This is a genomic window from Amycolatopsis sp. NPDC051071 (assembly GCF_040682875.1).
GTDB lineage: Bacteria > Actinomycetota > Actinomycetes > Mycobacteriales > Pseudonocardiaceae > Amycolatopsis.
The window spans coordinates 44132-68987 of record NZ_JBFBBY010000012.1 but is presented as its reverse complement, the minus strand read 5'-3'; the positions used below and the strand labels follow the sequence as shown (position 1 = coordinate 68987).

Here is a 24856-nt window from a genome sequence, read left to right as displayed (position 1 = left end):
GTTGGTTTCGGAACTCCTTCGGGGTTTCGACGGCCCAGCTTCCCGCTGGACGTACGGCCGAAAGGCCCGAGTACAACCCGGTACGAGGGTCTTCCGGCCGCACGCCCAGCGGAAACCTGGATCCGCCGATACCCACGAAGGACTTCCGAAACCAACCACTTAGATCTCCAGCCACCTCGTGATGCCGATGTCCTTCAGGAACGGCCGGTCGTGGCTCGCCACGATCAGCGCGCCCTGATAGGCCCGCAGCGCCTCGGTGAGCCGCCGCACGCTCGCCAGGTCGAGATTGTTCGTCGGCTCGTCGAGCAGCAGCAGTTTCGGCGTCGGTTCGGTCAGCAGCAGGGTCGCCAGTGCCGCGCGGAACCGTTCCCCGCCGGACAACGACGCGACCTCGCGGTCGGCCTTCGTGCCACGGAACAGGAACCGCGCCAGCCGGGCGCGGATCTCGTTGTCCGTCCGTGACGGCGCCACCAGCCGGACGTTGTCCACAATGGAGAGTTCGTCGTCAAGGATGTCGAGCCGCTGGGGGAGCAGCCGGGCGGGGACGAACAGCCCCACCTCGCCCGATCGCGGCGGGAGTTCGCCGGTGATCGTGCGGAGCAGCGTCGTCTTCCCCGAACCGTTCGGGCCGACGAGTGCGAGCCGTTCAGGTCCCATGATGTGGAGGTCCACCGGCGGGCCGAAGCGCGGCACGGCGTCGATGCGGAGCACATCGCTTCCGGTGGAGACAAGGGTTTCCGGCAGTTCGACGCGGATCTCGGCGTCCTCACGCACCAGTTCCTCGGCGGCTTTCAATGCTTCGACGGCGCCCTCCAGCCTGTCCGTATGCAGGTTCCGGTACTTGCCCGCGGAGATCTGCGCGTCCTCCTGGCGTTTGCGCATCCGGGCCTTGGGCTCGCGTTTCTGGTCCCACATCTTCTGGCCGTAGCGGGCCCGCCGGGCGAGTTTGACCCCCGCCTCGATCAGCTCCCGCTTCTGCCGTTTGACGTCGGACTCGGCCGCGCGCACATGCCGCCGCGCGGCTTCCTGCGCGGTCTCGACGGCGTGCTCGTAGTCGGCGAGGTTGCCGCCGTACGTGGTGATTTCACCGTCACGGACCTCGTCGATCCGGTCGACCAGCTGGAGCAGTTCGCGGTCGTGCGAGACCACCACGAGAATCCCGCTCCAGCCCTCGACCTCGCGGTGCACGAGTTCGCGCGCCCGCAGGTCCAGGTTGTTGGTCGGCTCGTCGAGCAGCAGCACGGACGGACGGCGCAGCAGCAGGGCGGCCAGCCCGAGCAGGGTGAGTTCCCCGCCGGACAGTTCACCCGCCCGCTCGTCCAGCCGGACGGCGCCGAGGCCGAGCCGGTCCAGGATCGCGCGGGTGCGCTCCTCGACGTCCCAGTTGTCGCCGATGACGGCGAACCGCTCCTCGGTGACCTCACCACTTTCGACGGCCTTGATCGCCGCGCGGATCGCGGTGACGCCGAGGACGTCGTCGACGCGGCGGCCGGTGTCCAGGGCCAGGTTCTGCGGCAGGTAGCCGATTTCCCCCGGTGCGGTGATGGATCCCGACGTGGTTTCCAGCCGACCGGCGAGCAGCCTGAGCAGCGTGGACTTGCCGGAACCGTTGGTGCCGACCAGGCCGGTGCGGCCGGTGCCGATGGTGAGCGAGAGGTGTTCGAAGACCGGGCCGCCGTCGGGCCAGGTGAAGGTGACGTCGGAAAGCGTCAGTGAACTAGACGTGGAATTAGACATGAGACTCCCTGCGAAGGAGGTGCGAACAAGGGCGCAGGTTCGTCTCAGAAGATCATCAGGCCAGCCTAGCCGTCTGGCGGCTCCGGTGCGACTGATTTAGGGGCGCCGCCCGCGGCCAATCCAGCAAGTTCGCCGCAGGCAACTCCGCCGGCAACACCTCATGCAGCTGCCGCCACACACCCGCCTCAGTCCAGTCCCGCAACCGGCGCCAGCACGTCATGCCCGACCCGTAGCCCCTCTCCTGCGGCAGGAACTCCCACGGAATCGCCGTGTAAAACACGAACATGATCTCGCACAACGCCTTGCGGTCGTCCAACCGCTTACGCCCCGGATACCGAAACCGACGCTCCACCCGCGGCAACAACGGCTCAATCCGTTCCCACAGACCATCATCGACCTCCCACGGACGCCGCTGCCCCACCCCGCCCACCCCTCACCGAAGAACAACGAGACGCGACACCAAACCACACCCCAAGATCATTCTGTTAAGAGCCCTTAGCGGGGACAGCCTGGCGGACGTGATCGGCGTCGGGCGCGTTCCTTGTCGTCAAGGACGGCGGCGGGCTAGGACGGTACATTGTGGACGGATTCGCGCTCGGTGATCCTGGCCACGGCGAGATCCTGGCGGGCGGGATCGCCGTCGTCGTACTGGCTTTGGGGTGTGAGGCGGTGGTTCTCGTGAGTGTTTTGGGTCGTTCTAACGACCCAAAACACTCACGACCCGCAGCGCCGCGACGAGAGCCGTCACCTCCGGCCCCAACGACCGGTCCACGACCACCGGCGGAACCACGGAAGCCAGCCACCGTCTGCGCGAACACGGTCCGCGTGGGAGGCCGGTTGCCGTTTCGCGGCAACGGGGTCAGAACGGTGGTTTCTCGGTACGGGGTGTGTGCAGAGGCGGAGGCGTACTGTCGTAGGTCTGGCCGGTTGGTGTGGTGATCGTCAGGGTTCCGTCCGGTGCCAGCCGGTAGATCCAACCGGGTTCGTCCTTGAGCCGATGGTCGCGGCGGCAGAAGTCGATGAGGTCGGCGGCATCGGTGTTCCCCTGGAACTGCCATGGGATGGAGTGGTCGAGATCGCAGGCCTGAGCGGGCCGATGGCACCCTGGTCGACGGCATTCGCGGTCGCGGACACGGACGAACTCGTCAAGACCGGCCGTCGGGCGATATCGGTCCCGGCCGAGGTCCGCGACCTGACCTGACAGCGGGTCGGTGATGATCCGTCGCAGCACCGTGTCGGGCCCGCTCGCGATATGCCGCGCCAGCGACGCCGGGATGTGGCCGTGTCCGGCCATTTCCGCCGGGTCGTCGTTCAGGCCGAGGTAGGTGAAGAAGTCCATGTAAAGGAATACTTCGGCGCGTTCACGTTTCCCGCCGTCGCCGCCCAACAGGAGGTCGAGGGCGACGTCGGCGCGAAGCTGGTCCAGAGTGCGGGTCTCGTCGCCGGTCTTGAGCGCGCGGGCCTCCCGGTTGATCCGGTTGTAAGCGGCGGTGACCTTCTCCACCGGGCCGTCCTCGATCTCCAGCGAGGCCACGCCTGCCTCACCCTGACTCACCACGAGCCGGCGGCCTTCGCGGGCCTGCTCGCAGCGCTTGTCCGCGCCCTCACGATCGACCGTCGTCGCCGCGTGGTTTGCCGCTTTGCGGATCTGTTCGGCATTTTTACCGGGCAACCGGTCTTCCAGCAGGGCGTCGGCGGCGATCGCGTCCTCGTCGGACAGCCACGCCGTGGCCGTCACGACTTTCATCGCGCCGAACCCGTCCACCTGGCCTTTGTCCATCAAACCAAGGGTGCGGGGCAGCCTGGTGGTCAACGCGTCGGCAGCGGCGACCAACCCGGCCGCGTACTTGTCGCCCACCGACAGGGCGAACGCGACTTCCTGAGTGACGCTACGCGCGCCTTCGCGATGCCGGTTCAGCTGGGACAGGGCACGGTAACGGATCGCTTCCAGCCGGGCGATACCCACTGACGCCGCTTTCGCGAGGGCGACGGATTCGTTGTCGTCCAACGAATCCGCGGCGGTATTGATGGCCTTGAGGTTGTCGGGGCAGGTGATTTCCTCGAGTAGCGCCACAGTGGTGGCGCGGTAAGTGTCCACCCAACGAACCTACAATTCCCCACCGACAGTTCTGGATCATGCGACTGCCACCACCGTCGTCGATATTCGGTAATGCCAGTCGTGGCAAGGGAAATTCGGGATGTGCGCGCTTGGTGATGTTCGCCCGGTAGTGGTAAGCAACGCACTTCGGCGACCCGCGACTGAGCGGGGCATACTGGCGGACGTGATCGAACGCCCTCACGTCCTGCTCTCCGCCGCGGTCTCGCTGGACGGCTACCTCGACGACGCGACCGACACCCGGCTGGTGCTGTCCACTGAGGACGACTGGGCCAGGGTCGACAGGCTGCGCGCGGCCTCGGACGCGATCCTGGTCGGCGCGAACACCGTCCGCGCGGACAACCCGAGATTGCTGGTCCGCTCGCCGGAGCTGGTCGCCGAACGGGTCGCCGCGGGCAGGCCGGAACAACCGGTCAAGGTGACGCTCACGCGGAGCGGGTCACTCGATCCGGCGGCCCAGTTCTTCACTGTCGGTGACGCGGAGAAGCTGGTCTACGCCCCGCCCGGCGTCGTCACGGGGGTGAAGGCGACCGTCGTCGAACTGGCCGATCTGCGTGCGATGCTGGCCGATCTCCACGCGCGCGGCGTGCGGCGGCTGATGGTCGAGGGCGGCGGCGCGATCCACACGCAGTTCCTCACCGAGGGTTTGGTCGACGAACTGCACCTGGCCATCGCGCCGTTCTTCGTCGGCGACCCGCGTGCGCCGCGCTTCGCCGGCCCCGGCGCGTTCCCACGTGGGCTGGCCCTCGTCGAAAGCACGCGTTTGGGTGACATCGCCGTGCTGGAGTACCACGCGACACCGGAACCGTCCGAAGTGGACATTCTGCGGCTGCGTGAAGCCATCGCCTTGGCCGAGAACTGCCCGCCGCGCACGTTCCGCGTCGGCGCGGTCATCACCGACGCCGACGGCGAGGTGATCTCCACCGGCTACTCGGGTGACGGCGATCCGGCGAACCACGCCGAAGAAGCCGCCCTCGCCAAACTCGAACCGGGAGACCCGAGGCTGGCGAGGGCGACGATGTACACCTCGCTGGAGCCGTGCAGCTCCCGGACGTCACATCCGCGAAGCTGCACGCAGCTCATCCTCGACGCCGGAGTCCCGCGCGTCGTATTCGCCTGGCGCGAGCCGTCGGTGTTCGTCGACTGCGTCGGCGCCGAGACACTGGAGGCGGCCGGACGCCGGGTGATCGAGGTACCAGCCCTCGCCGCCGACGTCCGCCGCGCGAACACCCATCTCGCGGGTGTCCGCCACTGACCTACTTGCAGGCGTCGCAGCAGCCGCAGCCCTGACCGGTGCACGCCGAGCAGCAACCGTGGCGAAGCACGACCTTCAACAGACGCTTGATCATCGCTGTCCTCCCGATCGTTGTCGTCCCACCGCCCCTGTCACGCTAAGTTCTGCGCATACGACAGTGGTACCGCCGGGCGGGCCAAGAGGCTGCTCCAGCGGGTGACTTCAGGATTCGAGGTCCCCCTCCAACGAGAGGTAGACCTCGCGCAGCTGAGCCAAAAGGTCGGCGTCCGGCTCCGCCCAGAGCCCCCGTTCGGCCGCTTCGTTCAGGCGCTCGATGATGCCGCGCAGCGCCCACGGGTTGGCCTGGCGCAGGAACTCCTGATTGACCTCGTCGAGCACGTAGGACTCGGTGAGCTTCTCGTACATCCAGTCGCCGACCACGCCCGCGGTGGCGTCGAAACCGAAGAGGTAGTCGACCGTCGCCGCCAGCTCGAAGGCGCCCTTGTAGCCGTGTTTGCGCATCGCGGCCAGCCAGCGCGGGTTGATCACGCGGGCGCGGAAGACGCGGGCGGTCTCCTCGCCGAGGGTGCGCGTGCGGACCGCGTCCGGGGTGGTGCTGTCGCCGACGTAGGACGCCGGAGCGGTCCCGGTGAGCGCGCGGACCGTCGCGATCATGCCGCCGTGGTACTGGAAGTAGTCGTCGGAGTCGGCGATGTCATGCTCACGGGTGTCGGTGTTCTTCGCCGCGACCACGATCCGCTTGTACGAGTTCTCCATATCCTCGCGTGCGGGCCTGCCGTCGAGATCGCGACCGTAGGCGAAGCCGCCCCAGACCGCGTAGACCTCGGCGAGATCCTTGTCGTCACGCCAGTTTCCCGAGTCCATCAACGGCAGCAGCCCCGCGCCATACGCGCCCGGTTTGGAGCCGAAGATCCTGGTGGTGGCGCGGCGTTCGTCACCGTGCGCGGCCAGATCGGCGCGGGAGTGGGCGCGGACGAAGTTCTGTTCGTCCGGTTCGTCGAGGTTCGCCACGAGGCGGACGGCGTCATCCATCAGGGTGATCACATGCGGGAAGGCGTCACGGAAGAACCCGCTGATGCGGATGGTGACGTCGATGCGCGGGCGGCCGAGTTCGGCGAGCGGGATCGCCTCGATCCCGGTGACCCGGCGCGATGCCTCGTCCCAGACCGGCTGGACACCCAGGAGGGCGAGGACTTCCGCGGCGTCGTCACCCGAAGTGCGCATCGCCGACGTGCCCCAGACCGAGAGGCCGACCGAACTCGGCCAGTCCCCGGTGTCCTCCCGGTAGCGGCGCAGAAGCGAGTCGGCGAGTGCCTGCCCGGTCTCCCAGGCGAGACGGCTCGGGATCGCCTTCGGGTCGACGGTGTAGAAGTTGCGGCCGGTCGGGAGGACGTTGATCAGGCCGCGCAGGGGAGAACCGCTGGGACCGGCCGGGATGTAGCCGCCGTCGAGTGCGTGGAGCACCGCGTCGAGTTCGCCGCTGGTGCCCGCCAGGCGAGGCACGATTTCGGTGGCGGCGAAGGTGAGCACCCTGGCGACGTCCTGGTGCTCCGGGACGTCGGCGACGACCTCGGCGACGGCGGCGGGAGACCAGCCACGGGCCTCCATCGCCTCGACGAGAGACCGCGCCTTCTGCTCGATGGCGTCCACTTCGGACAGTGGTGCGTCGCTGTTCTCCTTGAGCCCCAACGCGGAGCGGAGACCGGGGACCGCGCCCTGCTTGCCACCCCACATCTGCTGGGCACGCAGCATGGCGAGGACGAGGTTGATCCGCGCCTCGCCTTCCGGCGCGGCGCCGAGGATATGCAGGCCGTCGCGGATCTGGGCGTCCTTGACCTCGCACAGCCAGCCGTCGATATGCAGCAGGAAGTCGTCGAATTCCGCGTCGTGCGGACGTTCCTCGATACCGAGGTCGTGGTCGAGCTTCGCGGCCTGGATCAGCGTCCAGATCTGCGCGCGGACCGCGGGCAGCTTCGCCGGGTCCATCGCGGCGATGTTGGCGTGCTCGTCGAGAAGCTGCTCCAGCCGCGCCAGGTCGCCGTAGCTCTCGGCGCGGGCCATCGGCGGGATCAGGTGGTCGACGATCGTGGCGTGCGCACGCCGTTTGGCCTGCGCGCCCTCGCCGGGGTCGTTGATCAGGAACGGGTAGATCAGCGGCAGGTTGCCGAGGACGGCGTCCGGCGCACACGAGGCCGAGAGGCCCGCGGTCTTGCCGGGAAGCCATTCGAGCGAACCGTGTTTGCCGAGGTGGACGACGGCGTGCGCGCCGAACTCCTGCTCCAGCCAGCGGTAGGCGGCCAGATAATGGTGGCTCGGCGGAAGGTCCGGATTGTGGTAGATCGCCACCGGGTTCTCGCCGAACCCGCGAGGCGGCTGGATCATCAGGATGACGTTGCCGGACCGCAGGGACGCCAGCACGATGTCACCGTTGTCGACGTAGAGCTCGCCGGGTGCCGGGCCCCAGTGCTCCTCCATCCCTTCGCGGAGTTCCGCGGGCAGTTCGGCGAACCACTCGCGATACCGGGCCGTGCTTACGCGGATCGGGTTGCCGGAGAGCTGCTCCTCGGTCAGCCACTCCGGATCCTGACCGCCCGCGGCGATGAGCGCGTGGATCAGCGCGTCGCCGTCGGGCTGGTCGGTGCCGGTGGGCTCGACGCCGGGGAACGGATCGTCACCGAGGTCGTAGCCTCGGTCACGCATGAGACGCAGCAGCTCGATCGCGGACGCGGGCGTGTCGAGGCCGACGGCGTTGCCGACGCGGGAATGCTTCGTCGGATACGCGGACAGCATCAGCGCGATCTTGCGCTCCTGGGGCGGCGTGTGCCGCAGGCGGGCGTGGGCGAGTGCGATCTTGGCGACCCGCGACGCGCGTTCGGCGTCCGGTACATACTTGGGGAGGCCGTCGTCGTCGATCTCCTTGAACGAGAACGGGACGGTGATCAACCTGCCGTCGAACTCGGGAACGGCCATCTGGTTACCCGCGTCGAGCGGGGAGAGGCCGTCGTCGTTCGCCGACCAGGTCTCACGATCGCTGGTGAGGCACAGTGCCTGCAAAATCGGGATGTCGAGCGCGGCCATCTCGGCGACGTCCCACGCCTCGTCGTCCCCGCCCGCCCCGGCCTCGGACGGTTTGGTGCCGCCGGCGGCCAGTACCGTGACCAGGAGCGCGTCGGCCTTGCCCAGTTCGGCCATCATCTCCGGCTCGCGGCTGCGCAGGGACGCGCAGTGGATCGGGAGCGCGCGGCCACCGGCGTCCTCGATGGCGTCGGAGAGAGCGTGGACGAACTCGGTGTTGCCGGACAGGTGATGCGCGCGGTAGTAGAGAATCGCGATGACCGGGCCTTTTTCTTGGCGGGTCTTTCGCTCGAGGACGCCCCACAGCGGCTGCACCGCCGGCGGCTCGAAGCCGTCACCGGTGAGCAGGAGCGTGTCGCTCAGGAAGCGGTGCAGCTGAGCGAGGTTCTCCGGCCCGCCCTGCGCGAGATACGCGTGGGCCTCCGCCGCCGTCCCCGCCGGAACCGTCGAAAGCTTCATGAGCTGCGCGTCCGGTGTCTGCTCGCCGCCGAGGACGACCACATGCGCGCCACTCGCGCGAACCGTGTCCAGCCCGTCGGACCAGCTGCGCTCCGACCCGAGAATCCGGACGACGACGATCCGGGCGCCGTCGAGCAGCGCGGGAAGCTCCGCCAGATCGAGCCGGGCAGGGTTGGCCAGCCGATAGTCGGCCTCGGTGGCCCGTGCGCTGAGCAGGTCGGTGTCCGATGTGGACAGAAGCAGGATCACGGCAGTCCTCACTCGGGGTGTCCGCGCCCCGGGTCGTGCGGTCGCGCCGGCCGGAGTTCCTGGCTCCCCCTCATGTTCGCTGGGGTGACAGTGGCGGGACCGCCCCGGACTCTCACCGGGTTCCTCCACCTGCCGACGCGTGGGTCCCGCTCACTCTCCGGTGCGGCTCGGCCCGGCGTCAAGGTGATGTGCCCGTCAAGTGGGTCGGGAGCGGGTGGGCGCTGGTCGAGGGAACGTCTGGTCGAGGGAACGTCTGGCCGAGGGTTCTCTGGGGGTGGCTCGTCGGGTTCGGCTGGCTGGTCGGCTCGTCGGGCTCGGGCTGGCTGGTGGGCCGCGTGGGTGGGCTGTCGCCGCGTAGTGGCTGTGAACGCGCGGCTGCGAACCAGGATGGCGTCCGAGGGCTCGGCGAGGCAGGCAGCCTGGGGGACGCCACGTCTCCTCGGTAGTCCGAATTGCCACTCGCAGCCCTGCTTGCCTCGGTGTGGTCCGGTGGGCATGCCGGGGCGCGCCGCCGTCGTGACTGGCGGGTTCCTTGGGTGACGCGAATCGGGTTGAGGCGCCGTGGGGCTCGTTTTCCTGTGGCGCTTAGGTCGATGGCGAGAGGGTTCAGCCGTCGCCGTTTTTCGGTAATGGCCAAGGGTTGGCCGAGGGCGCCAGCGGGAGTTCCTCCCCGCCGATCCGGTCCCGCCCCAGCCGCACCGCGTGCGCGTGCGCCCGCTCCGCCACTTTCACGCCGAACGCTCGGAGGAGGAGTCACCGATCCGCGGGAAGGGGGCGGTGGAGAAGATGATCTCCACCGCCACCTCGAAGAACGTCGCGATCCGCAGCGCGAGGTACAGGCTCGGGCTGTACTCGCCGCGTTCGAGGTAGCCGATGGTCTGGTAGTGCACGCCCAGCGCATCGGCGAGCTCGCGGCGGGAGATGCCCCGTTCCGCCCGCAGCATCGCGATCCGGTTGTAAACGACTTCGCTCATGAGCTAGCCAATTCGCTGCATCGCCTTTTCCCGTCGTGCCGCCACCGAGGACCCGGACTCGCGCCGCGCCATACGCCGCAGGACCACCGGGGCCAGTACCAATCCGATCACGGCCCATGCGGTCAGCACGCCGAGGGTCTCCCATGGCCGCCACGATTGCCCGATTTCGATCAGCACGGTCGAGTCCGGCAGCAGCGCCGAGCGCATGCCGAGGCCGAGCCAGTACATCGGGAACACCTGCGCGATGCCCTGCAGCCATTCCGGCAACGCGGTGATCGGGTAGAAGACCCCGGAGATCGCGCCAAGGCCAAGGGTGGGCAGCATGATCAGCCCGATGCTGCGCGCGTTCGTGGTCAGCGAGCCGAAGATCGCCCCGATCGGCATGGTGGCGAGCAGGCCGAGCGCCAGCACCCACAGCAGGCCCAGCCACGACGTCAGCCCGCCGGGCGCGATGCCGTCGAACAGGAACAGGCTGGGAATCAGTACCAGCAGGGTCCCGACGACCGTGCCGAAGGAGGTCGTCACGACCTTGCCGACGAGATAGCCCAGCATGCCGTTCGGGGTGGCCTTGGCACGCAGGAGTGTGCCGTCCTCGCGTTCGACGGCGAGGACGCCTGCCATGCCGAGCATGCCGGTGAACACGATCGACGCGCCCAGCACGCTCGGCACGGTGGCGGCGCCGAGCGAGAAATCCATGCCGGGCAATTTCGCGTCGCGCATGAAGAACATGACGACCACGAAGATGACCGGGAAGATGAAGGTGTTGAAGAGGTCTTCGCGGTTGGTCATCATCTGACGGATTTCAAGCCAGCCGCGTTGGACACCCAGCCGGACACTGTGCTGTACCGCGTTCATCGCGCACTCACCTCCACAAGGGGAGTCTCGGCCTTGCGGACCAGGGTCATGTAGGTGTCTTCCAGCGACGCGCGGCGGACCTCGAGGTCGCCGATGGCGTCGCCGTGCTGCTTGAACAGTTCGTGCACGTACTTCGTCGATTCCGTGGTCGAGTGCACGAACCGCTGGCCGTCCAGCGTCCAGCGCACCTCGGCCTCGCCGGCGATCTGCCTGCTCAGCGCGTCGGCGGAACCGTCGGCGACGATCCGGCCGTGGTTCAGGATCAGGATCCGGTCGGCCAGCTTCTCGGCCTCGTCGAGGTCGTGCGTGGTCAGCAGGATCGTCGTGTCGTCGTCATCGGTCAGCCGGTGCACGAGTTCGTGAAACTCACGCCGCGCCTCCGGATCCAGCCCGGCGGTCGGCTCGTCGAGGAACAGCAGTTCCGGGCGGCCGACGATGCCGATCGCGACGTCGAGACGGCGCCGCTGCCCGCCGGAGAGCATCCGGATCCGCTTGTCCGCGTGCTTGGTCAGCCCGACCGCGGCGACCAGTTCGTCCGGATCCCACGGCCGTTTGATGCGATCGGTGGAGTACGGCGCGTAGTAGCCGCCGAGGTGCGCCAGCAGTTCACGCACCCGCCATTTCGCGTGGTCGCGCCAAGCCTGGAGGACGACCCCCAGTCGCGCCCTCCAGTGCTCGTCCGCGTGTGCCGGGTCGATGCCCAGCACGCTGACCTCGCCTTCCGACCGCATCCGGAAGCCTTCGAGGATCTCGATCGTCGTGGTCTTACCCGCTCCGTTCGGCCCCAGCAGGCAGATCACCTCGCCCCGGTGCGCGGTGAAATCCACGCCGTGGAGGACGTCGTTCGTCCCGTAACGCATTCGAAGATCTTTGACGGAGATCATCAGGTCTTCTGGATCTCTCATTAGGTCACCCCCATCTCAGTGCTGCGATTAAATGTAGCACACCTACTACATTCGATCCGACGGGTGCTAACACCGAAACGAGGCATCTAAAGTGAGCGCATGTCCACGAGCGCGCGTGTCCGAGCCGACGCGTGCCCTGGCGTTTTCGCCACGCACGACGCCGAGGACGGTCCGCTCGCCCGGGTCCGGCTGCCTGGCGGCGCCATCACGAAAGCCCAGCTCAGTGCCCTCGCGGACGCCGCGGACGACCTCGGTGACGGCGCGCTTCACCTGACCTCCCGTGGCAACGTCCAGCTTCGCGGCGTCACCCGGCCCGGCCTCGCGACGAGGTTGTCCGCGGCCGGTCTCCTGCCCGCGCCGTCGCACGAACGCGTCCGCAACATCCTCGCCTCACCCCTCAGTGACCTCGCCCAAGAGCTCGCCCCGGCGCTCGACGAAGCCCTGTGCGCCGTTCCTGAGCTGGCCGGATTGCCGGGACGCTTCCTCTTCGCCATCGACGGCGGTAGCGGCGACGTCGCCGGAGAAGGCGCCGACGTCTGCTGGCGTGACGGCGCGCTGCTGCTCGACGGCACCGACACCGGGCTGCGCGTCACCGAAGAGCACGCCGTCGAAGCGCTGATCTCGGTCGCGCGCAGCTTCCTCCGGATCCGGGGAACCGCCTGGCGGATCGGCGAACTCCCGGCCACGGAACCACTTCTTCGTGACATACCGGGCGAAACCGTGGAACCGGAGACCTTCACCACCAAGCCGGGTCTACCCATCGGGCCGATCGGGGACGACGCCGTCGGGGTCGCGCCGGTCTTCGGCCGTCTGACGTCCGAGCAGGCGCGAGTGATCGCGAAGGCAGGAAACGCCGTGGTCACCCCGTGGCGCTCGATCCTCGTCTTCGGAACCCTCGGCGAAAACCCCGGCCTGATCGTCGATCCGGACGAGCCGTCACTCGGCGTCAGCGCCTGTATCGGACGGCCCGGCTGCGCGAAGTCGCTGGCCGACGTCCGTGCCGACGCGGCCCGGATCGGGCACACGCCGCGAGTGCATTTCGCCGGTTGTGAACGGCGATGCGGAAAACCCGCCCGCGAGCATGTCGACGTGCTCGCGGCGGAGGACGGCTATCTGGTCGACGGGACGTGGGTCCCCACCGGCGAGCTGGCGAGGACGTTGGCACAGAAGGGAACACAGTGATCGACTACCTCCGGGACGGTGCCGAGATCTACCGGCATTCGTTCGCCACCATCCGCGAGGAGGCGGATCTCGCGATCCTCCCCGGCGACGTCGCGGTGCTGGCCGTGCGGATGATCCACGCCTGCGGGATGGTCGACCTGGTCGACGACCTCCGCTACAGCCTCGACGTGGTGGAGTCGGGCCGTGCCGCGCTGGAGGCAGGCGCGCCGATCCTGTGCGACGCCAACATGATCGCCTCCGGGGTGACCCGCAAACGTTTGCCTTCGGCCAACGAGGTGCTGTGCACGCTGTCCGATCCGCAGGTGCCGGGGCTGGCCGAGCGGATGGGCACCACCCGCTCGGCGGCCGCGCTGGAACTCTGGCGCGACAAGCTGCCCGGCTCCGTGGTGGCCATCGGCAACGCGCCCACCGCGTTGTTCCGGCTGCTGGAACTGCTGGACGAGGGGGTCGGCGCGCCGGCGGCGATCATCGGTGTCCCGGTGGGTTTCGTCGGTGCCGCCGAGTCCAAAGTGGAGCTCGCCGAGCGCGCACCCGCGCCGTATCTGGTGGTGCACGGACGCCGTGGCGGCAGCGCGATGGCCGTCGCCGCGATCAACGCGATGGCGAGTGAGGTCGAATGAGCGCGCTGGGCAAACTCTGGGGTGTCGGGCTCGGCCCCGGTGACCCCGAGCTGATCACGGTCAAGGCCGCGCGGCTGATCGGTGAGGCCGACGTCGTCGCCTATCACAGCGCGCGGCACGGCCGGAGCATCGCGCGGTCGGTCGCCGAGCCGTATCTGCGGGACCGCCAGATCGAGGAAAAGCTGGTCTACCCGGTCACCACCGAGACCACCGATCACCCCGGCGGCTACGAGGGCGCGATCGCCGATTTCTACGAGCTGAGCGCGAAACGGCTCGCCGAGCACCTCGACGCCGGCCGCGACGTGGTCGTGCTCTGCGAAGGTGACCCGTTCTTCTACGGCTCCTACATGTACATGCACGAGCGGCTCACCGATCGCTACGAGGCGACGGTGGTGCCCGGCGTGACGTCGGTGAGCGCGGCGGCGTCCGTGCTCGGCCGTCCGCTGGTGCAGCGCGACGAGGTCCTCACCATCCTGCCCGGCACGCTGCCCGCGCCGGAACTCGCGCGACGGCTGGCCGACACGCAGGCCGCCGCGGTGCTCAAACTCGGCCGCACCTTCGGCAACGTCCGGGAGGCGCTGGCCGAGGCGGGAAAGCTCGACGACGCCTTCTACATCGAACGGGCGACCTGGCAGGCGCAGCGCGTCGAGCCGCTCGCCGACGTCGACCCGGAGACGGTGCCGTACTTCTCGCTGGCACTGCTGCCCAGCCCGGCCTACGCGTCGCGGCTGGCGGGGGAGCCGGAGCCGCCCAAGCCCGGGGAAACGCCTACCGGCGGCGAAGTCGTGGTCGTCGGCCTCGGTCCCGCCGGACCGGACTGGCTGACCCCGGAAGCCGCCGGGGAACTCGCGGCGGCCCAGCACATCGTCGGCTACGGCCCGTACGTCGCACGGGTGCCGCAGCGCGCGGGCCAGCGGCGGCACGCGTCGGGCAACCGGGTCGAGGCCGAACGTGCCGTCGAGGCACTGGAGCTGGCGGCGAACGGCGCCAAGGTCGCGGTGGTGTCCTCGGGTGACCCGGGGGTGTTCGCGATGGCGTCGGCCGTCCTGGAGCAGGTCTCCGCCGGGCACGGCGCGGGCACGCGGGTGCGGATCGTGCCGGGGGTGACCGCCGCGCAGGCGGCCGCGTCCCGGGTCGGCGCCCCGCTCGGGCACGACTACTGCGTCCTCTCGCTGTCCGACCGGCTCAAGCCGTGGGAGATCATCGAGAAGCGGCTCGACGCGGCGGGTGCCGCGGATCTTGTGCTCGCGCTCTACAACCCGGCGTCCCGCACGCGGACCACCCAGCTCGCCCAGGCCCGCGACGTGCTGCTCCGGCACCGCGCGCCGGAGACGCCGGTGGTCGTCGCGCGCGACGTCGGCGGTCCCGAGGAGGACATCCGCGTCGTCACCCTCGGCACACTGGATCCGGCGAGCGTGGACATGCGCTGCCTGCTGATCGTGGGCTCCTCGAAGACCAGGGCAGAAGACGGCGTGGTCTGGACGCCGCGCGGTTACGAATGATGGCCGAGCCCGGCGTTGCGTGCCTGTCCGAGCAGTACTTCGCGGTCGTCCGTGCCCACTTTGGCCTGGATCGCCGAGACGATGTTCCGGACGGTCTTGGGCGCCAGTCCCAGCCGTCGCGCGAGCGCCGGGATCGCCAGCCCGCCCGCCAGCAGATCGAGGACTTCGTGCTCCCGTGAGGTGAGCTGCGGGAACACCTGGATCGGCCGCGACGCGCTGAGCAGCCCGTAGAGCCGGTTCGCGGCGTGCTCGCCGAAGACCACGGCACCCGCCGCGACACCGTGGATGGCGCGGGCCAGGTCTTCGGGTCCCGCGCTCCCGGCCACGACGCCGCGGGCGCCCGCGCGGATCGCGGCCGCCCAGAGTTCGTTGTCGCCGGGCGGGGTCAGCACGAGCACCGCGGTTCCCGGTACGCGGGACGACACCTCGCGTGTGACGGCGAGGCCGTCGAGGCCGGGTGGCCGCACGGTCAGCACGAGGACGTCCGGGCGCAGTGCGGTGGTGTGCGAGACGGCGTCACGTTCGTCGGCCGCGTGGGCGACCACCTCCAGCTCCGGGGACGCGGGCGGCTCGGGGACGCCGGCGAAGACCACTGTCACCACTTGGGTTCGAATCGGCACGCCATCGGTTGTAGCGCAGAACTTTTGTACAGTGTCCGGCCGTTTTCGGTGAACAATGACCATTCGATAACGCTTCGATGATCAGGGGGCCCGGTGCCGAGACGCGAGCGCCCGCTGGGACCGGGCGACGATGTCGTCGTACGGTTCGCGGCGGATCTTCGCCTGCTTCGCGAGAAGGCCGGAAGCCCGACCTACCGCGAGCTTTCCACGCGTGCGGGCTACTCGGCCGCCGCGCTTTCGGAGGCGGCGGGCGGCCGGAAACTGCCCGGCCTCGCGGTGACGGCCGCGTACGTCACGGCGTGCGGGGGCGACGTCCCGGCGTGGGAGGACCGCTGGCGCGCGATCGCCGCCGAACGCGCCGCGGCCGACGGCGGACGCGACGACACCGAGCTGCCGTATCTGGGGCTGGCCGCCTTCCAGCCGGGTGACGCCGCCCGGTTTTTCGGCCGCGAGCGGCTGGTCGCCGAACTGACCGCCAAACTCGCGGATCGCCGCCTCGTCGGCGTCTTCGGCGCTTCGGGCTCGGGCAAATCGTCCGTGCTGCGGGCCGGATTGGCGAGCGGGCGGCCCTCGGTACTCCGCACACCCGGCACGCATCCGCTGGAGCAGGACCTCGACGTCGAGGGGCGGCTGCTGATCGTCGACCAGTTCGAGGAGGTCTACACCCTCTGTCGTGAGGAGGCCGAACGTCAGCTGTTCATCGACAAACTGCTCGCGCTGGCCCACGACGACCACGGAACCCACGTCGTCCTCGGCGTCCGCGCCGACTTCTACGGGCACCTCTGCCGTCACGCCGGGCTGGTCGAGGCCCTCACCGACGCGCAGGTGATGGTCGGCCCGATGACCGCCGACGAACTCCGGACCGCCATCGTCGAACCCGCCGTCCGCGCGGGCTGCCGGGTCGAGGCGGCACTGGTCACGACGCTGGTCGCCGACGCCACCGGTCAGCCGGCGATGCTCCCGCTGGTGTCGCACGCACTGCTGGAAACCTGGCGGCGGCGTCAAGGGATCACGCTGACGAGTGCCGCGTACGAGGCGGCGGGCGGGATCCACAACGCGATCGCGCAGACCGCGGAGACCGTCTACACCGGTCTGCAACCGGGCTGTCAGGCCGTCGTCCGGCAGATCTTCCTTCGCCTGACCGCGCTCGGCGAAGGCACCGAAGACACGAAGCGCCGTCTCAACCGGCGCGAACTCGACGACGACCCGGCCACGACGGAAATCCTCGAACGCCTCGCCGACGCGCGCCTGCTCGTCCTGGACCGCGACAGCGTCGAGATCGCCCACGAGGCCCTCATCCGCAGCTGGCCCCGGCTGCGCGACTGGCTCGCCGAAGACCGCGAAGGGCACCGGCTGCACCGTCAGCTCGCCGAGGCGACCGACCTCTGGGACGCCATGGAGCGGGACACCGGCAGCCTTTACCGCGGCACCCGGCTCGGTCTCGCCGCCGAATTCGCGGCCCGGTCGCCGGACGCGCTGAGCGCTCGCGAGCAGGAATTCCTGAGGGCCGGACTGGACGCCGAAGCCGAGGAGACCGCCGTCGGCCGCAAGCGGACCCGAAGGTTGCGAAGACTCGTCGTGCTCCTCCACGTGCTGCTGGTACTGGCGGTCGCGGCCGGCGTTTACGCCGTCGATGCCGGGAACACCGCGACCGATCAGCGGAACGTGGCGCTCGCGCGCAAGGCCGTCGCCGACGCGAAGGCGTTGCGGGACTCGAACCCGGCGCTGTCGACACAGCTCAGCCTCGCCGCGTACCGGCTCGCGCCGATCCAGGAGACCCACGACGGACTGCTCGCGTCCATGGCGGCACCGTTCGCCACCCGGATGACCTTCGACCCCGGCGACATCACGGTCGCGCTGAGCGGGTCGCTCATGGTCACCTCCGACTCCTATCAGGCGACGCAGGTGTGGTCCATCGCCGATTCGCGGCGGCCGGTGCTCCTGTCGACGCTGCCCGGTTCGACGGAGGTGCGCGGGCCGCTCGCGTTCAGCCGGGACGGGCGTTCGCTGGCGACCGTCACCCGCGCGAACGTGATCCGGCTCTGGGATCTGGGAGATCCGCGGAACCCGGTGCGGAAGGCCGACGTCACCGGGCACCGGGAGGTCGTCCTTTCCGCCGACTTCAGCCCCGACGGACGGCTCCTCGCCACCGGCTCAGAGGACCGCACCGTCCGGCTCACCGACGTCACCGACCTCGGCACGCCGAAACCGGTCGCGGTACTCGGCGGGACCCCGTCCGAGCAGCTCGCCCGCGCCGTCTTCAGTCCCGACGGCAGGTTCCTCGCGATCACGAACACGAACTGGACGGCGGAACTCTGGGACGTCACCACGCCGTCCGCTCCCCAGCGGCGTTCGGTCCTTTCCGGACACCGGGATCTGCAGCTCGCCCCGGCGTGGAGCCCCGACGGGCACCGCCTGCTCACCACCAGCTGGGACCGCACCTCGAAGCTCTGGGACGTCGCCGACCCGGCGGCGCCGCGGCCGTTGTCGACGCTGAACACCCCGGCCGTCGTCTGGGCGGCCGGGTTCAGCCAGAGCGGCAGGCTGGTGGTCACCGCCGGGGACGACCAGTTCGTGCGGCTCTGGGACGTCACCGGACCGGCGAAGGAACTGCCGCCGCTGGCCGGGCATACGAACGCCATCTGGTGGACGGCGTTCTCCCCGGACGGCAAGACCATCGTGTCCACCAGCGCCGACCGGACCGTCCGGCTGCAGGACGTCGGAGAGCTGGCCTTGGCTTCCAGCGCCGGGTGGACCGCCGCCGCGTTCACCGGCAAGGGACGGATCCTCGTCACCGGCGGGGACGACGTCCGGCTCTGGGCGATGGACGACCCCCGCGCGCCGAGGCAGCTCGCGAAGCTCCCCGGCCCGGCCACCGTCACCGCCGTCGCGCTGAGCCCGGACCGGCGCGGCCTGGCGCTGGCCGCACACGACGGCGCCGGTGTCGCCGGGGCTTTCGTGCTCCAGCGCTGGGACATCAGCGATCCGGCGGCACCGAAACTGCTGGCGTCGACCGGGGTCCCGCCGACGTATTCGGTGGCGTTCAGCCCGGACGGGCGGACGTTCGCCTCCGGCTACGACGACGGGCCGATCCAGCTCTGGGACGTCAGCGATCCGACACGGTTCGCCGACCCGCGGACCGTCCCGGTCGGCGACGGCACGGTGTGGTCGCTCGCGTTCACACCCGACGGGCGCACGCTCGCGGCTGTCCAGGGCCTCGCCTCGGCCGCGGTGACCTTGTGGGACGTCGCCGATCCCCGGCGGCCCACGCTGGTGTCCACGTCGCGTCCCGACAGCGGTGCCCTGTTCCAGATGGCGCTCAGCCCCGACGGGCGCACCCTGGCCGCGGGCAGCAGCGACCGCAACGCCTACCTGTGGGACATCACCGACCGCGCGCATGTGGTGCGGCTGGCGAAACTGGGCGGCCATCCCGAAGGCGTCGGCCAGCTCGCGTTCGGCCCGACCGGCCGGGAACTGGCGACCTCGGCCTTCCGGACGGTGCGTGTCTGGGACCTCACCGATCCCCGGAATCCCCTCGAAAAGGCGCAGCTCACCGGCTTCGCGGCGACGATCAACTCGGTGGCGTACCGGGAGGACGGGCATACGCTCGCCATCGGCAGCGGCGGCGTACAGCTGTGGGAGACGGATCCGGAGCGGGTGGGCGACGAGATCTGCCTGCTGGCGACGCCGAGGATCACGAGAGAAGAGTGGGAGAGGTACTTTCCGGGGCTCGAATATTCGCCGCCGTGTAGTCCATAACTCTCTCCCTATTAAACATATAGCGCATGGGGGGACTTGCCACAAGCCCCCGGTGATGCTTCAAACTCACACGCCGTAGCCGAAACCTGCGGAAATGGGAGTCTGTGACCACTCAGGGGTACGAAGAAGAACTGCGGTCCGAACGCGACTACGTGGCCGGGCTGTACACGCGCCTCGACGCCGAGCGTGCACGGGTGAAGGGCGAGTTCAAGGCGGCGCTGGGGGGAACCGGCGGGACGGCGATGGAGCGCGACGTCGAGGTGCGTGCGCTCGACCGGGAGTCGCGGCGGCTGGAGGTCGTGGACAACGGCTTGTGTTTCGGCAGGCTGGACAGCGATGCGGGGGAGCGTTCCTATATCGGCCGGATCGGCCTGTTCGACGAGGAGAACGACTACGAACCGGTGCTGCTCGATTGGCGGGCACCGGCGTCGCGGCCGTTCTACACCGCCACCGGCGCGACGCCGGAGAAAATGCGGCGCCGCCGTCAGTTCCACACCCGCGGTCGTCAGCTGACCGGGTTCACCGACGAGGTGTTCGGCCGCCCCGGCGGCGACGCGCAGGGTGACGCCGCGCTCCTCGCCGCCGTCAACGCGCCTCGGGGCGAGGGGATGCGTGACATCGTCGCGACGATCCAGGCCGAGCAGGACGAGATCATCCGGCACGAGCACCCTGGCGTGCTGGTGATCGAGGGCGGGCCGGGTACCGGGAAGACAGTGGTGGCACTGCACCGCGTCGCCTACCTGCTCTACACCCAGCGCGAGCGGATGGAACGCCACGGCGTACTCGTGGTCGGGCCGAATCCGGCGTTCCTGAACCACATCGGCCGAGTCCTGCCGTCGCTGGGTGAGACCGATGTCGTGTTCATGACCACCGGCGACTTCGTGCCCGGCAAACACGTCGTCGCGGAGGACGGCCCCGGAGCCGCGCGGCTCAAGGGCTCGCTGAAGATCCTGGACGTCCTCGCGGCGGCCGTCGCCGATCGGCAGCGGCTGCCGGAGGAACCGATGCCGATCGAGCTGGCCGACGTCACGGTCCGGATCGACGCCGAGACCGCGGACTGGGCGCGGGAAGAGGCACGCAAGAGCGGGTTGCCGCACAACGAGGCCCGCCCGGTGTTCACCGACATCGTCACCTACGTGCTCACCGAACGCGCGATCGCGCGGATCGGCCGCGGCTGGCTGAGCCGGGACGACCGCGACGAATGGGAGCGGCTGCGGAAGGATCTGCTCAAGGAATTGGCGGAGAGCGAGACGTTCATTGCCGCGCTCGACGTACTGTGGCCGATCCTGACGCCGGAAACTCTGCTGGGGTCGCTCCTTTCGTCCTCGGAACGGCTCCGCGCGGCCGGTGCGGATCAGACGCTGCTGCGTACCGACGGCGAGGCCTGGACGGTGTCGGACATGCCGCTGCTCGACGAACTCGTCGACCTCCTCGGCCGGGACGTCGTCGCGGAGAAGGCGGCCGAGGCAGCCGTCGCGCGGGAGAAGAAGGCCGAGGCCGAGTACGCCGAAGGTGTGCTGGACACGATGAAACTCGACCGCGAGGAGATGGACGAGGACATTCTTTTGTCCGCCGAGAACCTTCTCTTCGCCGACGAACTCGCCGATCGCTTCGTCGAGCACGACACCCGCAGCCTCGTCGAACGCGCCGCCGCGGACCGGGACTGGACCTACCGGCACGTCGTCGTCGACGAGGCACAGGAATTGTCCGAAATGGACTGGCGGGTGCTGATGCGGCGTTGTCCCAGCCGGTCGTTCACCGTCGTCGGCGACCTGGCGCAGCGCCGGTCCGAGGCCGGGGCGCGGTCATGGGGCTCGATGCTGGAGCCGTACGTGCCCGGCCGCTGGATGTACCGGTCGCTGACGGTGAACTACCGCACGCCGTCGGAGATCATGGCGGTCGCCGCTTCGGTACTGGCCGGCTTCGCGCCTGAGGTCAAACCACCCGAGTCGGTCCGCTCCTGCGGTGTCCAGCCGTGGGCACGGAAGGTCACCGGCGACTCGTTGCCGTTCGCCATCGCGGAATTCGTCAAGGACGAGGCCGGACGCGAGGGGACCAGCATCGTGATCGGACCGCCCGGGACGCCCGGCACCGTGCCCGCTTCGGAGACGAAGGGCCTCGAGTTCGACGCCGTCCTCGTCGTGGAACCCGAGCTCATCCTCGCCGACGGCCCGCGCGGCGCGGCCGAGCTCTACGTCGCGCTCACTCGCGCTACGCAGCGTCTCGGCGTCCTGCACGACGGGCCGCTGCCGACGGCCCTGTCAGGACTGGCCCCGTAACCCCCGTGCTTGGAACCCGTAACTCGCGTGCATCGGCGAGTTCCGCCTTCAAGCACGCGAGTTGCGGCTTCAAGCACGCAAGTTACGGCTCCAAGCACGCGAGTTGCGCCTCCGAGCACGCGAGTTGCGAGTTCAGGCACGTGTCTCTAGCGCGTCGGGTCCTTGCCGTTCGGCTGCCGCGGTCCGGGGCCCGGCGACCACCAGCCGGGGACGACCTTCTCACCGTGGATGATCGTCGGCGCGATCCCCTCGGTGAACGGCTCCACCTGCAGCAGCTGGCCCCAGGACTGGCTCGGCTGCCCGATCAGGTAGCTGGGCACCTCGGGTTCGCCGGCGACCTCTTCGAGCCAGCCGATCGGGCCGCCGTTGGTGCTGGACGCCCAGTTCGCCTCGTCGGCGACGGCGCCGGCGGTGATCCGGTATTCGGGCATCTTCGAGATGCCGTCGTGCGAGGTCACCGGCTGCACACACGGGTAGACGAACGACGCGGGCCAGTCGACGTACACCGGCTTGCCCGCGATCTTCTCGGTCAGCGTGGTGAACGTCGGCACGCGAGGGGCGGACGCGGCGATCCAGCCGTCCTCGGTGAGGTCGTTGTCGACGATGTTGATCCGCACCGACGTCGTCTCGGGCGGAAGGTCGCGCAGGTTGATCCGGGTGTCGTTCCAGCCGTTCGTCCCCGCGCCCGGCGGGAGCATGAACTGGCTGCGGAGGACCTTCACGCCTTCGGAGGTGCTCACGCCGTAGTCCAGGCTGACCGACGTCGGCCGCCGGGACGCACCCGCGGTGGCGACCACGATCTGGCCGTCGGATGGCCTTTCGGTGAGGGCGTACCAGTCACTGCGAAGCCGTCCGGCACGCGTCTCGGTGTCGAGGAAGCTGCTCCACATGGGCACTTCTTCGGGTTTGAAGCCGTGTGGCGGTTCGGCGATCGGGTCCTTGTCGTCGAGCGCGCGGGTGTGGAACCCGGTCTGCACGCGGCCGTTGTCCTGATCGGGATTCGGCAGCGGCGGCGGGGTCTGCCCGGCGGGTGGCTCTTCCTTCTTCACCGGCACCGTCCGCTGTTCCGGCTGGGCACGCAGGATGCTGGTCGCGGCGTCCCGTTCCACCATCACGTGGTCGGACAGGTTGCAGCTCTTGCCGGACAGATGCCCGAAGTTCGCGGCGCCGAGGCTGTAGGAACCGGCCTGATTGTGGATCGCCCACGCCATGCTGACGAATTCACCTGTCGCCATCAGACCGCAGACGACCACCAGCGAGAGCGAACCGAGCCGCAGTGACCGGCTCCGGCCTTCCTGCGGACCCGCGGGGAGACCCGGCCGGTGCGCGCGGACGTTCTCGACGAACGCGTAGATCCCGGAGATCGCGGCCGCGACCAGCAGGATCGTCGACAGCGGGAGCCCGCCGATCGAGGGCGCCACCCCGGTCCACTGCACGCCGAGTTTCGAAACGAACCAGAACGAGTTGGGCCCGGTCGCGGCCAGCGCGCCGACCACGAGCAACCCGGCGAGGAACGCCGCCCGGTTCCGCCTCGACCGGAGCACCGTCGAACTGGTCGCCAGCGCGGTCAGCGCCGCCATGGCCGCGCCGACCGCGGCGAACGCGCCGAAGTGGTGCGTCCATTTGGTCGGGGTCAAAGCCAGCAGCAGGAAGAACAGGGCGACCGTGCCGATCAGGCGGCGGCTGGGGCCGAGTGCGGCACCGGGGATCCGGCCGCGGCGCAGCAGCACCACCAGGCAGGTCCCGGTGCACAGCAACACGAGCAGCACAGGGAACCGGCGTGGCATCGAGCCGTCCGGCAGGCTTTCGAAGAGCAACTGGTAGCGCGCGAGTTCCTGGAACCACGACAGGTTCGGGCCGACCTGCGTGCGGATCCGGGTCGCTTCCTGCACGGTGGCGAAGGTCTGGTCGGCGAACACCACGACCAGCACCAGCAATCCGGCGGCCAGCACCGGCGCGAGCACCGGCAGCCAGCCGTTCTCGGCGCGCTGGCGGACCAGTTTGAACAGCGGGCGGGCGGCGACCAGGAACGGCGCGACCGCGATCAGCCCGGTCGGCGTCGCGGCAAGGGTGAACCCGGCCGCGGTGAGACCGAGGGCCAGCGGCAGCAGACGTCGTGTCACCAGCGCGCGCTCCACGGCGCAGATCGCCAGCAGCGAGCCCAGCGCGGCGACCGGTTCCGGGCGGACACCGTTGTTGAACGGCATCCACCAGACCAGGAACACGGCGGCGGCGGCCCAGCCCGCCGCGCGGCTCCTGCGAACCTGCGTGCCGAGGCGGGGCATGACCTCGCGGCTGATCAGCAGCCAGCTCAGCACCCCGAGCAGGAACGACGGGAGCCGGATCCACGGCGGCACCGTGCTGACGTGCGCCATCAGCTGATACACGTGGTAGACCCAGCCGAACGGTGCCTCGGCGACGCCGAACCAGCGGTGGTAGTTGGTCAGATAGCCGGTGTCCTCGGCCACTCTCGACATCGTGAGGATGTAGCCGTCGTCCGAGGTCACCGGGCCGATGAAAACCCAGGCGCCGAGCGCGACGATCACCGTCGCGTCGCGTGCGGTCAGCCGCCACCAGCCGACCGGCGCCCAGCGCGGCGCGCGGCGGGCGAAGCCGGAGTCCATCCGCCACACCGCGATCAGGCAGCCGATGAACGACAGCGCCGCGAGCAGGCCGATGATCCACTTCAGCACCGTCGGCGACGTCTGGTAGCGGGTGTCCGGGACGACCGAGACGTGCAGCCCGGCGATCGGGTCCTTGCCGGAGTTGATCGAGGAGTAGATCCCGACCAGCCGCGGCCGGACGTCGCCGTCGGCGTGGAACACGACGGTGTCGGCGACCGACAGCGTCATCTGGTTGGCGTCCGCCACCAGTTTGACGTCACAGTTGCTTTCCGGCAGCGGCTGCTGCGCGATCTGCTGGCCCTGGCTGGAGGCGAGGAGCACGCCGTTGTCGATCCGCAGTTGCAGGCCGACACCCTTACCCGCACGCGGGTCGGTGCGGCCGTCGGGCACGGTGGAGAACAGCAGTGCCTGTCCCTGCGAACGCGCGTCCAGCGAACGGACGGCCGTGCACGGCAGATCGACGCGGAGATCCTGGGCCCAATACCCGGTCAAGGGCGCGTTGACGGAGCGGGTGTCGCCGCCCGTTGGCCAGACGACCTCCGCTGTGTCCTGCACCACCGGCAGGAAGGGGAAAGCCAACGCGCACAAGGCGGACAGCAACCCCAGCGTGACAGCGATCAGACGCATCGGCGCAACGCTAACGGG

The 24856-nt window shown here is 69.5% G+C and carries 14 protein-coding genes, 1 pseudogene and 1 riboswitch; of the genes and pseudogenes, 6 read left to right on the top strand and 9 right to left on the bottom strand.

The window, feature by feature from the left end:
• Positions 1-159 precede the first annotated feature (159 nt).
• The 3 genes and pseudogenes from AB0M65_RS06595 to AB0M65_RS06585 all read right to left on the bottom strand — a co-directional run bounded on the left by AB0M65_RS06595 (position 160) and on the right by AB0M65_RS06585 (position 3835).
• Positions 160-1737, bottom strand: a complete 1578-nt coding sequence (locus AB0M65_RS06595) for an ABC-F family ATP-binding cassette domain-containing protein (RefSeq protein ID WP_364022448.1) — start codon at positions 1735-1737, stop codon at positions 160-162.
• Positions 1738-1855: 118 nt separating this feature from the next.
• Positions 1856-2158 (bottom strand): annotated as a pseudogene (locus tag AB0M65_RS06590) (transposase); the annotation flags it as partial.
• 438 nt (positions 2159-2596) lie between these two features.
• Positions 2597-3835 (bottom strand): DUF222 domain-containing protein, encoded by a 1239-nt coding sequence (locus AB0M65_RS06585; protein WP_364022445.1) that lies wholly within the window; start codon positions 3833-3835, stop codon positions 2597-2599.
• A 184-nt stretch (positions 3836-4019) separates the two neighbouring features.
• On the opposite strand from AB0M65_RS06585, the gene AB0M65_RS06580 reads away from it, so the two are divergent.
• Complete coding sequence (locus tag AB0M65_RS06580; protein WP_364022442.1) at positions 4020-5108, top strand: dihydrofolate reductase family protein; 1089 nt, start codon at positions 4020-4022, stop codon at positions 5106-5108.
• Positions 5109-5309: 201 nt separating this feature from the next.
• On the opposite strand, the gene cobN is transcribed toward AB0M65_RS06580, so the two are convergent.
• The 4 genes from cobN to AB0M65_RS06560 form a co-directional block, all read right to left on the bottom strand.
• Complete coding sequence (gene cobN, locus AB0M65_RS06575) at positions 5310-8891, bottom strand: cobaltochelatase subunit CobN (RefSeq protein WP_364022439.1); 3582 nt, start codon at positions 8889-8891, stop codon at positions 5310-5312.
• Between the two features lie 53 nt (positions 8892-8944).
• Positions 8945-9017: riboswitch (cobalamin riboswitch) on the bottom strand.
• 602 nt (positions 9018-9619) lie between these two features.
• The gene (locus AB0M65_RS06570; RefSeq protein WP_364022436.1) at positions 9620-9865 is read right to left on the bottom strand and encodes a helix-turn-helix transcriptional regulator; all 246 of its coding nucleotides are present in this window, start codon (positions 9863-9865) and stop codon (positions 9620-9622) included.
• A gap of 3 nt (positions 9866-9868) precedes the next feature.
• Entirely contained in the window at positions 9869-10720 is an 852-nt protein-coding gene (locus AB0M65_RS06565) for an ABC transporter permease (RefSeq protein ID WP_364022433.1), read from the bottom strand.
• Entirely contained in the window at positions 10717-11625 is a 909-nt protein-coding gene (locus tag AB0M65_RS06560; protein WP_364022430.1) for an ABC transporter ATP-binding protein, read from the bottom strand. The genes AB0M65_RS06565 and AB0M65_RS06560 overlap by 4 nt, the downstream gene beginning before the upstream one ends.
• Positions 11626-11724: 99 nt before the next feature.
• On the opposite strand from AB0M65_RS06560, the gene AB0M65_RS06555 reads away from it, so the two are divergent.
• Genes AB0M65_RS06555 through AB0M65_RS06545 form a run of 3 tightly spaced genes read left to right on the top strand, consistent with a single transcriptional unit; the run spans position 11725 to position 14929 of the window.
• Positions 11725-12807, top strand: a complete 1083-nt coding sequence (locus tag AB0M65_RS06555) for a precorrin-3B synthase (protein WP_364022427.1) — start codon at positions 11725-11727, stop codon at positions 12805-12807.
• Positions 12804-13427, top strand: coding sequence for a precorrin-8X methylmutase (locus AB0M65_RS06550; RefSeq protein ID WP_364022424.1), 624 nt, complete (start codon positions 12804-12806; stop codon positions 13425-13427). Before AB0M65_RS06555 ends, AB0M65_RS06550 begins: the two co-directional genes overlap by 4 nt.
• On the top strand, positions 13424-14929 hold the full coding sequence (locus AB0M65_RS06545; protein ID WP_364022421.1) for a precorrin-2 C(20)-methyltransferase: 1506 nt from the start codon (positions 13424-13426) through the stop codon (positions 14927-14929). The genes AB0M65_RS06550 and AB0M65_RS06545 overlap by 4 nt, the downstream gene beginning before the upstream one ends.
• On the opposite strand, the gene AB0M65_RS06540 is transcribed toward AB0M65_RS06545, so the two are convergent.
• Complete coding sequence (locus AB0M65_RS06540; RefSeq protein ID WP_364022418.1) at positions 14920-15549, bottom strand: response regulator transcription factor; 630 nt, start codon at positions 15547-15549, stop codon at positions 14920-14922. The two genes, AB0M65_RS06545 and AB0M65_RS06540, sit on opposite strands and share 10 nt — an antisense overlap.
• A gap of 93 nt (positions 15550-15642) precedes the next feature.
• Between AB0M65_RS06540 and AB0M65_RS06535 the strand changes: the two genes are divergently transcribed.
• Both AB0M65_RS06535 and helR read left to right on the top strand, forming a co-directional pair.
• Positions 15643-19308, top strand: coding sequence for a WD40 repeat domain-containing protein (locus tag AB0M65_RS06535; RefSeq protein ID WP_364022415.1), 3666 nt, complete (start codon positions 15643-15645; stop codon positions 19306-19308).
• A 104-nt stretch (positions 19309-19412) separates the two neighbouring features.
• Positions 19413-21587 (top strand): RNA polymerase recycling motor ATPase HelR, encoded by a 2175-nt coding sequence (gene helR / locus AB0M65_RS06530; RefSeq protein WP_364022412.1) that lies wholly within the window; start codon positions 19413-19415, stop codon positions 21585-21587.
• A 146-nt stretch (positions 21588-21733) separates the two neighbouring features.
• On the opposite strand, the gene AB0M65_RS06525 is transcribed toward helR, so the two are convergent.
• Complete coding sequence (locus AB0M65_RS06525; protein ID WP_364022409.1) at positions 21734-24838, bottom strand: arabinosyltransferase domain-containing protein; 3105 nt, start codon at positions 24836-24838, stop codon at positions 21734-21736.
• Positions 24839-24856: the final 18 nt, after the last annotated feature.

Excerpts from the sequence above, each read along its gene's own strand:
- AB0M65_RS06525 (WP_364022409.1), bottom strand. The coding sequence starts at position 24,838 with ATGCGTCTGATCGCTGTCACGCTGGGGTTGCTGTCCGCCTTGTGCGCG.
- AB0M65_RS06545 (WP_364022421.1), top strand. The coding sequence starts at position 13,424 with ATGAGCGCGCTGGGCAAACTCTGGGGTGTCGGGCTCGGCCCCGGTGAC.
- AB0M65_RS06565 (WP_364022433.1), bottom strand. The coding sequence starts at position 10,720 with ATGAACGCGGTACAGCACAGTGTCCGGCTGGGTGTCCAACGCGGCTGG.
- AB0M65_RS06560 (WP_364022430.1), bottom strand. The coding sequence starts at position 11,625 with ATGAGAGATCCAGAAGACCTGATGATCTCCGTCAAAGATCTTCGAATG.
- AB0M65_RS06555 (WP_364022427.1), top strand. The coding sequence starts at position 11,725 with ATGTCCACGAGCGCGCGTGTCCGAGCCGACGCGTGCCCTGGCGTTTTC.
- AB0M65_RS06595 (WP_364022448.1), bottom strand. The coding sequence starts at position 1,737 with ATGTCTAATTCCACGTCTAGTTCACTGACGCTTTCCGACGTCACCTTC.
- AB0M65_RS06570 (WP_364022436.1), bottom strand. The coding sequence starts at position 9,865 with ATGAGCGAAGTCGTTTACAACCGGATCGCGATGCTGCGGGCGGAACGG.